This is a genomic window from Streptomyces sp. NPDC024687, assembly GCF_055559055.1.
In genome coordinates this window covers 109,529-122,903 of record NZ_JBVHLJ010000012.1, presented here as the reverse complement: position 1 = coordinate 122,903, position 13,375 = coordinate 109,529, and the positions used below count along the sequence as shown (strand labels likewise).

The 13,375-nt window shown below is 71.8% G+C and carries 14 protein-coding genes and 2 tRNA genes; 6 read left to right on the top strand and 10 right to left on the bottom strand.

Annotated elements, in window-relative coordinates; genetic code table 11:
- The first annotated feature begins 178 nt into the window (after positions 1 to 178).
- Positions 179 to 754: an ArsR/SmtB family transcription factor gene (locus tag ACZ39I_RS35800; RefSeq protein ID WP_467249073.1), complete on the top strand. Its 576-nt coding sequence runs from the start codon at positions 179 to 181 to the stop codon at positions 752 to 754.
- 11 nt (positions 755 to 765) lie between these two features.
- Positions 766 to 951, top strand: coding sequence for a hypothetical protein (locus ACZ39I_RS35795; RefSeq protein WP_467249071.1), 186 nt, complete (start codon positions 766 to 768; stop codon positions 949 to 951).
- On the opposite strand, the gene ACZ39I_RS35790 is transcribed toward ACZ39I_RS35795, so the two are convergent.
- Genes ACZ39I_RS35790 through ACZ39I_RS35780 form a run of 3 tightly spaced genes read right to left on the bottom strand, consistent with a single transcriptional unit; the run spans position 948 to position 3,679 of the window.
- Entirely contained in the window at positions 948 to 1,739 is a 792-nt protein-coding gene (locus ACZ39I_RS35790; RefSeq protein ID WP_467249069.1) for a S16 family serine protease, read from the bottom strand. The genes ACZ39I_RS35795 and ACZ39I_RS35790 overlap by 4 nt on opposite strands.
- 42 nt (positions 1,740 to 1,781) lie before the next feature.
- A complete protein-coding gene (gene menC / locus ACZ39I_RS35785; protein ID WP_467249067.1) occupies positions 1,782 to 2,891 on the bottom strand; it encodes an o-succinylbenzoate synthase in 1,110 nt (369 codons plus the stop codon).
- The gene (locus ACZ39I_RS35780; protein WP_467249065.1) at positions 2,888 to 3,679 is read right to left on the bottom strand and encodes a chorismate synthase; all 792 of its coding nucleotides are present in this window, start codon (positions 3,677 to 3,679) and stop codon (positions 2,888 to 2,890) included. Before ACZ39I_RS35780 ends, menC begins: the two co-directional genes overlap by 4 nt.
- Positions 3,680 to 3,776: 97 nt before the next feature.
- On the opposite strand from ACZ39I_RS35780, the gene ACZ39I_RS35775 reads away from it, so the two are divergent.
- On the top strand, positions 3,777 to 5,324 hold the full coding sequence (locus ACZ39I_RS35775; RefSeq protein WP_467249063.1) for a PucR family transcriptional regulator: 1,548 nt from the start codon (positions 3,777 to 3,779) through the stop codon (positions 5,322 to 5,324).
- A 247-nt stretch (positions 5,325 to 5,571) separates the two neighbouring features.
- On the opposite strand, the gene ACZ39I_RS35770 is transcribed toward ACZ39I_RS35775, so the two are convergent.
- The 5 genes from ACZ39I_RS35770 to ACZ39I_RS35750 form a co-directional block, all read right to left on the bottom strand.
- Positions 5,572 to 6,213, bottom strand: a complete 642-nt coding sequence (locus ACZ39I_RS35770) for an IclR family transcriptional regulator (RefSeq protein ID WP_352391154.1) — start codon at positions 6,211 to 6,213, stop codon at positions 5,572 to 5,574.
- 301 nt (positions 6,214 to 6,514) lie between these two features.
- Positions 6,515 to 8,305, bottom strand: a complete 1,791-nt coding sequence (locus tag ACZ39I_RS35765; RefSeq protein ID WP_352391153.1) for a DEAD/DEAH box helicase — start codon at positions 8,303 to 8,305, stop codon at positions 6,515 to 6,517.
- A 138-nt stretch (positions 8,306 to 8,443) separates the two neighbouring features.
- Complete coding sequence (locus tag ACZ39I_RS35760) at positions 8,444 to 8,830, bottom strand: type II toxin-antitoxin system death-on-curing family toxin (RefSeq protein WP_467249060.1); 387 nt, start codon at positions 8,828 to 8,830, stop codon at positions 8,444 to 8,446.
- Positions 8,831 to 9,028: an Arc family DNA-binding protein gene (locus ACZ39I_RS35755; RefSeq protein ID WP_013003224.1), complete on the bottom strand. Its 198-nt coding sequence runs from the start codon at positions 9,026 to 9,028 to the stop codon at positions 8,831 to 8,833.
- Positions 9,029 to 9,075: 47 nt separating this feature from the next.
- Positions 9,076 to 10,524 (bottom strand): MFS transporter, encoded by a 1,449-nt coding sequence (locus ACZ39I_RS35750; protein WP_467249059.1) that lies wholly within the window; start codon positions 10,522 to 10,524, stop codon positions 9,076 to 9,078.
- Positions 10,525 to 10,709: 185 nt separating this feature from the next.
- On the opposite strand from ACZ39I_RS35750, the gene ACZ39I_RS35745 reads away from it, so the two are divergent.
- The 3 genes from ACZ39I_RS35745 to ACZ39I_RS35735 all read left to right on the top strand — a co-directional run bounded on the left by ACZ39I_RS35745 (position 10,710) and on the right by ACZ39I_RS35735 (position 11,590).
- Positions 10,710 to 10,808, top strand: a tRNA-OTHER gene (locus ACZ39I_RS35745).
- Between the two features lie 24 nt (positions 10,809 to 10,832).
- A tRNA-Cys gene (locus ACZ39I_RS35740) sits at positions 10,833 to 10,904 on the top strand.
- 98 nt (positions 10,905 to 11,002) lie between these two features.
- Complete coding sequence (locus tag ACZ39I_RS35735) at positions 11,003 to 11,590, top strand: heme-binding beta-barrel domain-containing protein (protein ID WP_467249057.1); 588 nt, start codon at positions 11,003 to 11,005, stop codon at positions 11,588 to 11,590.
- Here the strand turns inward: ACZ39I_RS35735 and ACZ39I_RS35730 are convergent.
- Both ACZ39I_RS35730 and ACZ39I_RS35725 read right to left on the bottom strand, forming a co-directional pair.
- A complete protein-coding gene (locus ACZ39I_RS35730; protein WP_467249055.1) occupies positions 11,545 to 12,702 on the bottom strand; it encodes an SUKH-4 family immunity protein in 1,158 nt (385 codons plus the stop codon). The two genes, ACZ39I_RS35735 and ACZ39I_RS35730, sit on opposite strands and share 46 nt — an antisense overlap.
- Before the next feature lie 133 nt (positions 12,703 to 12,835).
- A complete protein-coding gene (locus tag ACZ39I_RS35725; RefSeq protein WP_467249053.1) occupies positions 12,836 to 13,369 on the bottom strand; it encodes an AAA family ATPase in 534 nt (177 codons plus the stop codon).
- Positions 13,370 to 13,375 lie beyond the last annotated feature (6 nt).

The window sequence follows — 13,375 nt, the reverse complement described above, 5'->3', positions numbered from 1 at the left end:
ACCGGGCGGGCCGCTAACACGAGGACTGGAGGCGCGGACGTGGGGCGAAGGTCCCGGCGGACGGTGGCGCTGGACTCGATGAAGGCGGACGGGTTCGTGACGTAGGGGTCGGCCTTCGGTCGACGGAGTTACAAAGAACCCGTTGCAAAGAACTCTTTGCAAGACTACCTTTGTACGCATGCCGGAAGAGCCCAACGTACGGAAACTCGACGCCCGTTCACTGCGCGGGCTGGCCCATCCCCTGCGGATGGAACTGCTCAACGCCCTGCGTCGGCGCGGACCCGCCACCGCGTCGATGCTCGCCGAGCGGCTGGGCGAGTCCAGCGGAGCCACCAGCTATCACCTGCGGCAGCTCGCCGAGTACGGCTTCATCGCGGATGCCCCGGAGCACGGCAAGGGGCGGGAGCGGTGGTGGAAGGCCGTGGACCAGGGACTGACCTTCGACACCACCGAGTTCGACGGGGCAGGGCCGGAACTCCGCGGGATGGCGGAGATCTTCCTGCACGAGGTGGCCGCCACTCACGCCCGCGAGTTGTCCAACTGGCTCCACACCCGCGAGCGCTGGTCCAGGGAATGGAGCCGCGCCACCGACATGAGCGACGCGACGCTCCACCTCACACCCGAACTGGGCGCCGAGCTCGTGACCAAGATGCACGCCCTGATCAACGACTACCGCGGCCGGGTCACCGACGAGGACCCCGGCTCGGAGCAAGTACGCATCCACACGCATCTGTTCCCGACCGAGACGGACTGAAAGGGCCCGCCATGCACCCCGAGACCCACCTCGCCCTGCACCACCTCCGCTCCGCCGAGCTCCGCGCCGAGGCCGACGCCCACCGCCTCGCCGCGCAGGCCAAACGGCCGTACGCCATCAGGACCCGGCTCGGCTGGACCCTGGTGGAGGTCGGACTCCGGCTGGCTTCCCCGAGGAGGCCGGCCTTCGCGCACTAGCAGGCGGGGACGGACCCCTTACCCGACTCCAGCGCGGTCAGCGCGCTCACCGCCCCCTTCAGGGACGTCACCGGAATCAGCCGCAGCCCCTTCGGCAGTTCCGCCCTCGCGTCGGAGCACTCCTCCTCGGGGACCAGGAACACCGTCGCCCCGTCCCGCTTCGCGGCCTGTGTCTTCAGGGCCACGCCACCCACCGCGCCGACCGTGCCGTCCGCGTCGATCGTGCCGGTCCCGGCGATGACGCGGCCGCCCGTGAGATCGCCCCCGGCGCCGTCACCGTCGAGCTTGTCGATGATCCCCAGGGTGAACAGCAGTCCCGCGCTCGGCCCCCCGACATCGGCGAGCTTCAGCGTGACCTTGACCTTGTCGTCGCGGAGCTTGAGGTAGCCGAGGGCCGCCTGGGTCGCCGCGTCCTGGGACTCCTTCATCTGCGCGGTGTTGTGCTTCTCGATCTCCTTGACGCTCTGCCCGCTCGGGTAGACCGCGTCGTGGGGCATGACGGCCTGGTCGGCGCGGAACCAGCTGTCGAGGATGTCGCCGAGCGAGACATGCGTGTCGGGCCCGGTCGCCTCGATGGTCGTCATCCGCAGCTGCCCGCTCGTCGTACGCGTCTTCGCCCCGGAGATCGTGATCACGGCCGCGCCCTCGTTCTTGCCGAGGACGTTCGCCGTCATCCCGGGCTGCGCCAGCGCGAAGGGCAGCGGCGCGAAGAGGGCCGTGGCGATCAGCGCCACGACGGGCAGAGCACAGACGGCGACGGCCTGGGGGCGCGTGAGGCGAGAGAGCACGAGGTCAATCTAACGCGGCGGTCACTTCCGGCCACGAGCCGGTCAGCCCCGGTGCAGATCCCGTCTCGCGCGCGTGAAGCGCCGTAGGACGTCGGGCAGCGGTGCCACGCCGATGCCGGGCGTACGGGGTACCGGCAGGTGGCCGTCCTCCAGGACGAACGGCTCGGTGATGTCCTCGGCGAAGTAGCGGGCGGACGCCGAGGTGTCACCGGGGAGGGTGAAGCCGGGCAGGGCGGCCAGGGCGAGGTTCGGGGCGCGGCCGATCCCTGTCTCCAGCATGCCGCCGCACCACACCGGCACGCCGTGCGCGCGGGCCACGTCGTGGATGCGGCGAGCCTCCAGATAGCCGCCCACGCGGGCGGGCTTGACGTTCACGACCCGGCAGGCGTCCATCGCGATCGCGGAGGCGGTGTCGCGGGCGTTGTGCAGGGACTCGTCGAGGCAGACGGGGGTGGCCATACGGCTCTGCAGGCGCGCGTGGCCGTACAGGTTGTTCTCGTCCAGCGGCTCCTCGATCAGCAACAGCCCGAACTCGTCGAGGCGCCGCAGGTGTTCCGCGTCCGCGAGCGTGTACGCCGTGTTGGCGTCGACCTGGAGGGGCAGTGCGGCGCCGAAGCGCTCGCGTACGGCCCGTACCGGCTCGACGTCCCAGCCCGGTTCGATCTTCAGCTTGATCCGGACGTACCCCTCGGCGAGATACCGCTCGACGTCGTCCAGCAGCTCCGGTACGGAGTCCTTGATCCCCACCGACACCCCCGCGGGCACCCGCTCGCGCACCGCGCCGAGATACACCGCCAGCGGCATGCCGTACGACCGCAGCTCCGCGTCCAGGAGCGCCGTCTCCAGGGCCGCCTTCGCCAGTTCGTGCCCCTTGATCCCGCCGACGGCGGGCCCGACCAGCGCGGCCGTGAGCGTGGGCAGTGCCGCCACCTTCGGCACCAGGAAGTCCCGCAGCACGAGCTCCGCGCCCGCCACGAACTCCGAGCAGTACCGCGGCTGGGGGTCGGCGGCGAACTCCGACCAGCCCTCCGCGGTGTCCGTGACGACGTGCAGCAGGAAGGTGTCCTTCGTGGTCATCGTGCCGAAGGAGGTCCGGAAGGGGCTGACCAGCGGGATCGCCACATGGACGACCTCGACGCGTTCGAGTTTCATACGGTGCCTTCCTCGTCGTTCTCGCGGGTGAGGGTGTACCAGCCGTCGCGGGACATCCCGGTCGCCCGGAACCCCTGCCCGAAGGCCTCGGTGAACACCTCCCGCACGGCCCGCCGCCAGCGCAGCGCGAGCGCCGGGTCGGCGGCCCGCAGCGTGACGACGTCGTCCGGGACCCGGCACCAGACGTGCAGACCGGCGAGGTCGCGGCGGGCAAGGGCCTGTCCGTCGGGGGCAGGGTGGGTGGCGGGAGCACCCTCGCGGTCACCCGGGTCGTGCGGGTCACCCGGGTCGTACGGCTGTCCCGGCGCCCCCAGATCCCAGCTCACCGTCAGCCGGTCGCTCTCGTCGCCGTCGTTCACGCCGTCCCTCATGGGGCCGTAGAAGTCGACGACGTACTCGGTGCCCACCGCGCCCAGTTTCGCCAGGTTGAAGCGGGCGTTGCGGGCGACCAGCGGGTCGAAGGTCCAGCGCATGGTGCGGGCGCCGAGGCCGAGCGCCCAGTCCCGCTGCGCCCGCTTCACCGGCTGTCCGAGCCCGGGCTCCGCGGCGGCGACCAGGGAGTACACCTCCTGCGAGCCCGGCGGCCCGAACACGGCGGCACAGGCCCCGGCGAGGCGCTCACCGTCGTATGCGGCGTGCACCGCGCCGCCCGCGTGGACCAGGCTGCGCAGCACCTCGGCCGGATAGGGCGGGGCCGTGCGCGGGGTCCGCCACACCTCGCCGAAGTACGCGCTGACGGCACCGAGGCCGGCGACGTCGTGGACGGTACGGATACTCACTCCGGTCATGTGCCGAGTCTCCGGCCCGGGCTGCCGCCCCGGGTTGTGTGGTCCGACAATGAATACGTACGTCTCTTTGCGAATCGGCCAAACCTTCTGGGGCCCCATGGACGCCTGCACTCTCGGGGACCTCCTGGACGCCGTCGGCGGTACGTCCGTACGCCTGCACACCGCGCCCGCCGGACTCACCGTCCCGGTCACGGAGGCACTCCTCTACGACGCCCACGCCCCGCTCCCCCAGGCGCCGGGCGCGCTGCTGCTGGCGGTCGGGGTGCGGGCGGCCGCGGCGGGACCGCTGGTGAGGGCGTCCGCGGAGGCCGGGATGGCCGGCCTGGTGGTGCGGGGTGCGGACGGGCCGACGGCCGAGGCGGAGACGTACGGCGTGGCGCTGCTGTCCGTGGCCGAGGACACGGCCTGGCACCGGGCACATCTGCTGCTGGCCTCGGCGATCGGCGCCCGGCCGGTCCCGGCCACGGGCGGCCACGGCGACCTCTTCGCACTCGCCGACGCCATCGCGGCAGCGACCGGCGGGGCGACGGCCGTGGAGGACCCGCGCCGACGGATCCTCGCCTACTCCACGGTCCCCGGCCAGCCCGTCGACGAGGACCGCCGCCAGGGCATCCTGGGCCTCCAGGTACCGGCGGCCGTGGAGAACACCGAGCAGTACCGGATGCTGTTCGCGGCCGACGGCCCCCTGCGGCTGCCCGCACTGGGGGACGGCACCCTGCCGCGCCTCGCGGTCGCCGTCCGGGCGGGCGGGGAGACCCTCGGCTCGGTGTGGGTCGTCGACGACGGCACGCTCGCGGCGGACGCGGAGGAAACCCTCGTCCAGGGGGCGACGACGGCCGCGCTGCTGCTCCTGCGGGCGCGGGCGGCACAGGAACTGGCCCGGCACCAGAACAGCGATCTGCTGCGGCGGGTGCTGGAGGGGACGGCGGACGCGGCAACGTCCGCCGTGGGGCTGGGAGTCGAGGGCCCGGTACGGGTGGCCGCCTTCGCCCTGGACACGGCCGGCCTTCCGGACGCCGAGCAGACTGCGCTACGGCTGCTGGACGTCGTACGGCTGGCTTGCGAGGCGCGGTACGGGCGCCACGCGTGTGTGCTGCTCGACGGCGTGGTGTACGCGTTGCTGCCGGCACCCGGCGTCCGCCACCGGCGGCTGGCGGAGGACATCGTCGCGCGGGCGGGGCAGTCGCTGAGGGTGCCGGTGCGGGCGGGGCTGGGCGAGGTGGTGGCAGGGCTCGGGGCGGTGGCCGGGTCGCGGGCGGACGCCGACCTGGTGCTGCGGGTGCTCGGGCCGTCGCTGCCGGTGGCGACGGTCGACGAGGTGCGGCCGCGGGTGACGCTGCTGCGGCTTGCCGAAGTACTCGGGGGGCACCGGCAGTTGACTGCGGGATCCTGGCGGCGGGTGCTGGCGTACGACGGCGAGCACGGGACCGACTACGCCCGCACGCTGGTCTGTTGGTTCGACGCGGGGTGCGACATGGCGGAGGCGGCGCGGCTGCTCGCCGTGCATCCGAACACGTGCCGATACCGGCTGAAGCAGGTGCGGAAACAGGTCGGGATCGACCTGGACGACCCCGACGAACGCCTGCTGCTGTGGCTGCAGTTGAGGGTGCTGGCGGGACTGGGGCCGGCGACGGCTGCCGGTTGAGCAGGTGGGCGTGTCGGGGTGCTGTGGCTGCCGGTTGAGTACGCGGCATGCCGGCCGGCGGTGACCGCCCGTCCATCACGTGGGCGTGTCGGCCGACCGCGACCGCACCCACCCAGGGGGCGGGGCTGTATCGATCTGCGGCTACCGCACCCACCCAGGGGCGCGGGGCTGTATCGATATGCGGCTACCGCCGCGCGGGCACGACCAGCCCCCACCGGACCCGCGGCCGACGACGAACCCGCACCGCTCAGCGCAGCGCCTCCGCGACCTCCCGCGCCGCGTCCACCACCCGCGGCCCCACCCGCTCCGGCACCGCGTCCGCCAGCATGACGACCCCGACACTGCCCTCCACCCCGGTGACCCCCAGCAAAGGTGCGGCCGCCCCACTCGCGCCGGCCTCCAGTTCCCCGTGCGTCAGCAGGTAACCCGGCTCCCCGAACCCCTGCTGCCGAGCGGCGAGAATCGCCCGCCCCGCGGCACCGCGGTCCAGCGGATGCCGGAACCCGGCCCGGTAGGCCACGTGATAGTCCGTCCACGAGGGTTCCACGACGGCCACGGCCAGCGCCTCGGCGCCGTCCACCAGCGTGAGGTGGGCCGTCGCCCCGATGTCCTCCGCGAGCGAGCGCAGTGCGGGCAGTGCGGCCTCCCGTACCAGCGGATGCACCTGCCGTCCGAGCCGCAGCACACCGAGCCCCACCCGGGCACGCCCGCCGAGATCACGCCGTACGAGGGCGTGCTGCTCCAGCGTGGCCAGCAACCGGTACACCACGGTCCGGTTCACGCCCAGTTTGGTGGAAAGCTCGGTGACGGTGAGCCCGTGGTCCGTGTCGGCCAGGAGCTTGAGGACACGCAGTCCCCGGTCAAGCGTCTGAGAGGTCTCCGCGGTCACGACGCCCACTCCTCCAAGTGGTGAGGTCGGCAGCCTCGCGGCGGGTGCGTCACGGAGTCCCGTCAGTGACGCGCTTCAGAGGCCGCCGATCGGCCGGCGGCCCGGTCTCTTACCGGGCCGCGTCGCTTCACGGCTGCGCTCCGCGGCGGCGCTGCCACGGGGCGTGTGCGTAGCGGGACAGTAGCGAAGCGGGTTCGCTCAGCGGAAGCCTCCGTCCAGAATCCGGGCAGTAGCCGGTACGGACCACTCCGTTTGTCCTGATACGTACGGTCCCGCGCCGCGAGGTGACAGGCACCCCGCGTCACCTCATCCGGGTGGCCCACTCCTGCACCTTGGCGATCCGCTGCCGCAACTGCCCGGCCGTGGCCTCGGCGCTCGGCGGTCCGCCGCACACCCGGCGCAGCTCGGTGTGGATCACGCCGTGGGGCTTGCCGCTCTGGTGGACGTACGCGCTGACCATGGTGTTGAGCTGCTTGCGCAGCTCCATCATCTCCTTGTGCGAGACGACGGGCCGGCGCTCGGCGGGCAGCTCCAGCAGGTCCGCCTCGGCGTCCGGCTTCTTGCGGCTGTGCGCGATCTGCCGGGCCTGCCGCTTCTGGAGCAGCAGCTGCACCTGATCGGGTTCCAGCAGTCCCGGGATCCCGAGGTAGTCCTGCTCCTCCTCGCTGCCCGGGTGGGCCTGCATGCCGAACTCGGCGCCGTCGTACAGCACCCGGTCGAAGACGGCCTCGGACTCCAGCGCCTCGAAAGCGAACTGCTCCTGCTCGCCGGTGTCCTCGTCCTCCTCCTTGTTCGCCTCCTCCATCTCCTTCTCGGACTCGGCGTACGGGTCCTCCTCGCCCTCCTTCTTCGGCTTGTCGAGGGCGTGGTCCCGTTCCACCTCCATCTCGTTGGCGAAGGTGAGGAGGTCCGGGACGGTCGGGAGGAAGACGGAGGCGGTCTCGCCGCGCCGCCGGGACCGTACGAAACGGCCGACGGCCTGGGCGAAGAAGAGGGGGGTGGAGATGGTGGTGGCGTAGACGCCCACCGCGAGCCTCGGGACGTCGACGCCCTCGGACACCATGCGGACGGCGACCATCCACCGGTCGTTGCTCTCGCTGAAGTCGTCGATCCGCTTGGACGCGCCGGCGTCGTCGGAGAGCACGAGGGTCGCCTTGGACCCGGTGATCTCCCGGATGAGCTTCGCGTACGCCCGGGCCGAGTCCTGGTCGGAGGCGATGACGAGGGCACCGGCGTCCGGGATGGCCTTCCTGACCTCGGTCAGCCGCTGGTCGGCGGCGCGCAGCACGCTCGGCATCCACTCGCCGCGCGGGTCGAGCGCCGTACGCCAGGCCTGACTGATCGCGTCCTTGGTCATCGGCTCGCCGAGCCGCGCGGCGATCTCGTCGCCGGCCTTGGTCCGCCAGCGCATCTGGCCGCTGTAGGAGAGGAAGATGACGGGCCGCACGACGTGGTCGGCGAGCGCGTTGCCGTACCCGTAGGTGTAGTCGGCGGCCGACCGCCGGATGCCGTCGTTGCCCTCCTCGTACGTGACGAAGGGGATGGGGTTGGTGTCGGACCGGAAGGGCGTGCCGGTGAGCGCGAGCCGGCGGGTGGCGGGCTCGAAGGCCTCCAGGCACGCCTCGCCCCAGGACTTGGAGTCACCGGCGTGGTGGATCTCGTCGAGGATGACGAGGGTCTTGCGCTGCTCGACCCGGTTGCGGTGGAGCATGGGCCGTACGCCCACACCCGCGTAGGTGACGGCGACGCCGTGGTAGTCCTTGCCGAGCGGCCCGGCGCTGTACTCGGGATCCAGCTTGATCCCTATCCGCGCGGCGGCTTCCGCCCACTGCTTCTTCAGATGCTCGGTCGGCGCGACGACCGTCACCTGCTGCACGACGTGGTGGTGCAGCAGCCAGGAGGCGAGGGTGAGGGCGAAGGTCGTCTTGCCCGCGCCCGGGGTCGCGACGGCCAGGAAGTCGCGCGGCTGCTCCTGGACGTACTTGTCCAACGCCCCTTGCTGCCAGGCACGCAGCTTGCTGGCGGTACCCCAGGGGGCCCGGCCGGGGAAGGCGGGGGAAAGGTGGTGGGAGGAGGCGGCGGTGGTAGTCACGGTCTCCGTCGGGGTCGAGCGGCTCGGCGATGTCTTCGGCGGCGTCTTCGGCTGTGTATGACGACCGGGTCACCTTACCGGCGGGCCGACGACGTCAACGTCCGGACGGGGCCGGGTCGGCGGTGGGTGGGGCCGAGGTCACATCGCGTCGTGCAGCGCCCGCAGGCGCAGGGCAATCAGCCCCACGTCCTCCAGACTTCCGGCCGCCACTTCCATGACCAGCTTGTACGCCTCGTCCTGATCGACGTCCAGCAGCTCGGTGCCGTTCAAGTCGAGGAAGACGACCGTGCACATCCACGCCATCCGTTTGTTGCCGTCCACCAGGGGATGGTGCACGGCCAGCGAATGGAGCAGCGCTGCGGCCTTCTCGAAGAGGTCCGTGTACGCCTCGACCCCGAACATCCGCGACTGGGGACGGTGGACAGCCGAGCTGAGCAGACCCAGGTCACGCACGGCGATCTGGGTCTGCTCCCCGCACGCCAGCTCCGCCAGGTCCAGCACCTCCTGGACCCTGAGGTACTTCATCTACTCCCCCAGCCTCCGCAGCAGGTCGGCGTGGCCCGCCGCATACTTGGCCCCGAGCCGGCGAACCGTGGCCCGGTCGGCCTCCTGCTCCAGATACCGGTCGATCGCCTGAAGCACTATGGCGTGCATGCTGCGCCCCTCTTCCTCGGCACGCAGCTTGAGCGCTTCCTGCTGGTCGTCACGCAGACGAAGGTTCATAGCCATACCACGACGGTACCACTACTGGGGCCACAGTGGTACCGAGGTCAGGCATACGTCCGCACCCGCGTAGTCACCCACGCCCCCACCAACGCCACCCCCGCCATCGGCAGGAACACCACGGCGAACGCGGCCGGATGCGAGCCGGACGCCTCCGTCGCCGTATGGCTCACCGTGCCGCCGCCCAGCGCCGCGAAGGCCGCACCCCCTGCCGCCAGCAGGACGGCGTTGGCGAGGCCGTCGGAGATCTGGAGGGAGGCGGAGTTGGTGCCGGCCTCCTCGGGGGCGGAGAGATGCAGCAGAAGCACACTGGTCGAGGAGATCACCAGCCCCATCCCAAAGCAGCCGAAGCCCCAGGCCACGGCGACGATCCACACGGGCACGGAGTGGATCAGCACACTCGGCGCGGCGGCGATCGCGGCCGCGACCAGCACCATCCCCCCGGTCATCAGCCGTTCCCGGTACGGCTCCACCCGCGCCCGTGACTGCACCCACGACCCCAGCGCCCACGTCCCCCCGCCCGCCGCGAGCGAGAACCCGGCCAGCGTCGGCGACAGCCCCCGCTGGGTGACCAGCATCAACGGCACGAAGGACTCGGCGGCGACGAAGGACCCCGCGGCGACCCCGCGCAACAGCACGACGGAGGGCAGCCCGCGCGCCGCCCGGTACGTCCCGCGCGGGAGCAGCCCGAGCACGGCCGGCACGAGCAGGGCGATGCCCGCGAGGCCGGGAAGCAGGGAGAGGGGACGCAGATCCTGGGCGGCGTACTGCAGGAGCCCGGCGCCCAGCGAGATCCCGAGGGCGAGCCGGATGCGGCGGCGGTCGATGCCGCCGGGGGCTCCTCCGTCCACCGGTCCGGCCGCCCGCCGCCGTATCTGCGGCAGGGCGAGCACCAGCGGAAAGACCACCAGGACCGGAATCCCGACGAACACCCACCGCCACCCGAGGTGCTCGGTTACGGCCCCGGCCGCGAGCGGCCCCACGATCGAGGGCACGACCCAGCCCGCCGCGAACGCCGCCATGATCGCGGGCCGCAGCCGCTCCGGGTAGGCCCGCCCGACGACGACGTACAGCGCCACGATGACCAGCCCGCCCCCGAACCCCTGCACGGCCCGCCCGAGAATGAACAGCCACATCGCGCCGGCGGTCCCGGACAACAACAACCCGGCTCCGAACCCGGCGATCCCGGCCGTCAACGCCCCGAGCGGCCCCCGCCGATCCGCCCACTGCCCGGCCAGCACCATCCCGAACAGGCTGGTGGTGAAGTACCCGGAGAACGCGAACGCGTAGAGCGCGACCCCGTCCAACTCCCGCGCGGCAACCGGCATGGCGGTCCCGACCGCCGTGGCCTCGAAGGCGATGAGCAGCACGACGGACACGATGCCGATACTCAGCGCCCGGTACGAACGCCCCAGCACCCCCTCCGCCACCTCATCGACGGACAGGACCTCAGGGTCATCGGTGACACCGGCGTCACGCGGTTCCAGGACAGCCATGCCCGCCAGAGTAAGGGCCACAGCCCCCGTTGACCCCTGTCGAAAGCCCGCCTCACCCTGAGACCTTGGTCGTACGACCACCGCCCCTTCCGTTCATGAACGGCGTATGGCAGTCGCGTTGCGGCCCCCACGGCTCCCTTGAACCACTCCCCACAGCCCCATACGGTCAAGTCACCGAGTTACCCCGGCCGTGTGCCCGAGTGGTTCAGGGACTCGCCTGCGCTGCATCCATCAGCGAGCTCCGCTCGCGGGGAGTTACGCAGGTTCGATTCCCGTCACGGCAGGGGGACACGATGGAACTCGGTGATGGCCGTGTGCCCGAGTGGTTCAGGGACTCGCCTGCAAAGCGAGTTACGCGGGTTCGATTCCCGCCACGGCCTCCGTGGGAGTAGGGGCGGCATCCTCAAGGTGCCGCCCCTTCCGCTGTTCCGCGGCCTACGCTTGCGGTCGGTAGTGGCCGTCAGTGAGGAGTGCGGGCGTGGTCGAGAGTGTGGCGGAGCCTCCCTTTTCCGATGCCCTGGGGGCGGAGCAGGCGCCTGCTCCTCATCCGTTGCTCGAGCCCGTGCTCGGGTTTCTGGGGGTGTGGCGCGGTCGGGGGCTGGGTGGGTATCCGACGCTCGACGGTGACTTCGTGTACGCGCAGGAAGTCCGCTTCAGTCATGACGGTCGGCCCTTTCTCCGGTACGAGGCCCGGGCCTGGCTGCTCGACGGGGACGGGGCGCCGTTGCGGCCCGCGGCCCGGGAGAGCGGGTGGTGGCGGCTTCAGCCGGAGGGCCGGGTGGAGGCGCTGGTAACCCAGCCCACCGGCATCACCGAGATCCTGGTCGGGCATGGGGGACGGGGCGCGGTCGATCTCTCCACGCACACGGTGGCGCTGACCCCGACCGCCAAGGAAGTGACCGCCACCCGTCGCCGCTACACCCTCGCCGACGCCGGCACTCTTGACTTCGTCCACGACCTCGCCGCGGTCGGGCAGCCCCTGCAGCACCACCTCTCGGCGACCCTGCACCGCGCGGTCGGTCAGAGCACCCCGCCCGCCTCGTCCTGGAACAGCTCCGTCCAGTAGTGCCAGTCCGCGTCCGTCGTCGTGCCCGTGGGGTCGATGGTGGACAGGGCCCGGATCATCGTCTTGGCGACCTGGACGTACAGCGTGTTCGTCAGCTCGTGGGCGAGTGACTCGTCTATACGGCGCTCCCGGTGCAGGAGCCAGAGGGTGAAGGCGAGGGTGGAGATGTCGGTGTTCAGGGGGTGGAGCGTTCCCTCGCGCTCGCTCCAGTTCAGGACTCCGCCCGTCTCGCCGTCGACGACCAGGGTGTTGTCCTCGATCAGGTGACCGAGGACGATCAGGTGGTCGGCGCGGGGCGGGAGGGGGACCAAGTCGTCGGGCCGGTGCTCCGCGAGGGTCGGGAGCGGGGCGTCGGGGTCGGTGTGGAAGAGGACGCCGTCCTCGGGCAGGCCCGTCTCCGCCAGGAAACGGCGGGTCGGGGCGTGCGTGAGCGTGGACGGGAAGTCGATGTCCTCGAAGCGGACGACATGGCTGCGGCCGAACTCCTGGTCCAGGAGCCGCGGCGGGAGGTCCACGGCCAGGCCGGAGCCCGTGCCGGGGCCCGCCACCAGGGCCAGGGGGCGGATCAGGGCCGCGATCTTCCAGAACGTCGGCACATCGCCGCCCGTGCCCTCCTCGAACACCGTCAGCAGCTGGCGCGTCGCGTCCTCCACGGCCGTAGGACCGAAGCGGCCGGCGTAGGCGGCGAACTGGCCGCGCACCTCCGTCAGCTCGTCCGTGGCCGCCGCGAAGCGGACCAGGGTGGGGAGCGAGGGGGCCAGAGGGATGCGGCCCATCAGGTCGGGGCGGGCGTGGAAGAACGCCGTCGTCGAGACCTCGCCCGTGACCCCGTCGAGCAGGACCGACTCCGTCTCCCTGCCGTGCAGGTCCGTGAGTCCGCCTATCACCAGCTGGCCGCGCAGCTCCTCGCTGAGCCGTCCTCCCGCGTCGGCCGTCGCGTCCGCCACCGTCCGCAGGCCCTCCCTGCGCAGCTCCTCGAAGGTGAAAAGGTCGCTGTCGCCCGGGAGTCCGGGGCCGCTGAGCCAGCGGCGGGTCGACACATGTGAGATGTACGGCTGCAGTTCGTCCTCGGTCAGTCTGATCGCCGCTACGGCGGCATCGGTCGTGCTCATGGCTTCCCCCGTGTGCTTCGTACGCAGTCCCCCGGCCGGGCACGGCACGGCGAACCCGTCGGGGCTGCGCTCGTCCCCCACTGCTCGAAACACTACGCGTCACCACTGACAACGCCCCCGTACCAGGGAGACGTCAGAGCACCCGCGCGCGTTCCCGCCCCGCGAGAATCGCGTCCACCGTCTGTGCCGGGGTCAGCCGGGAGGTGTCCAGCCACAGGCCGACCGGCGGCGTCGACGCCCGCAGCGCCTCGTCCAGCGCGGGGATCGTCCAGACCTCGTCGTCGTAGCCCGTCTTGGCCCGGCCCGCCTCCCGAGCGGCCACCGTCCCTGCGTCCGGGGCCAGGACGACGACGTACAGCGGCCGGGTCCGGACCAGACCGGCGTACGCCGTCAGATCCTCGCCCAGCACCACGTCCTGGACGACGGCCGTGAACCCGGCCTCGGCGTACGCGTCCGCCGTCGCGGCCGACAGCCGGTACCGCAGACGGAGTTGAGCGGAGGCCTCGCCGGTGGCGCCGGGCACGTACTCCTCGCGTCCGGACACGATCATCCGCCGGAACACATCCCCGCGCACGTGCGCCGCCCTCGGCAACCGCTCCGCCAGCGCCTGCGCGACCGTCGACTTCCCGGCCGCCATGACACCGGTGACCAGTACGACACCCTTCACGCCGAC

Coding starts and splice junctions, on each gene's coding strand:
- ACZ39I_RS35800 (WP_467249073.1), top strand. CDS start 179: ATGCCGGAAGAGCCCAACGTACGGAAACTCGACGCCCGTTCACTGCGC.
- ACZ39I_RS35795 (WP_467249071.1), top strand. CDS start 766: ATGCACCCCGAGACCCACCTCGCCCTGCACCACCTCCGCTCCGCCGAG.
- menC (WP_467249067.1), bottom strand. CDS start 2,891: ATGAAACTCGAACGCGTCGAGGTCGTCCATGTGGCGATCCCGCTGGTC.
- ACZ39I_RS35780 (WP_467249065.1), bottom strand. CDS start 3,679: ATGACCGGAGTGAGTATCCGTACCGTCCACGACGTCGCCGGCCTCGGT.
- ACZ39I_RS35775 (WP_467249063.1), top strand. CDS start 3,777: ATGGACGCCTGCACTCTCGGGGACCTCCTGGACGCCGTCGGCGGTACG.
- ACZ39I_RS35760 (WP_467249060.1), bottom strand. CDS start 8,830: ATGAAGTACCTCAGGGTCCAGGAGGTGCTGGACCTGGCGGAGCTGGCG.
- ACZ39I_RS35755 (WP_013003224.1), bottom strand. CDS start 9,028: ATGAACCTTCGTCTGCGTGACGACCAGCAGGAAGCGCTCAAGCTGCGT.
- ACZ39I_RS35750 (WP_467249059.1), bottom strand. CDS start 10,524: ATGGCTGTCCTGGAACCGCGTGACGCCGGTGTCACCGATGACCCTGAG.
- ACZ39I_RS35730 (WP_467249055.1), bottom strand. CDS start 12,702: ATGAGCACGACCGATGCCGCCGTAGCGGCGATCAGACTGACCGAGGAC.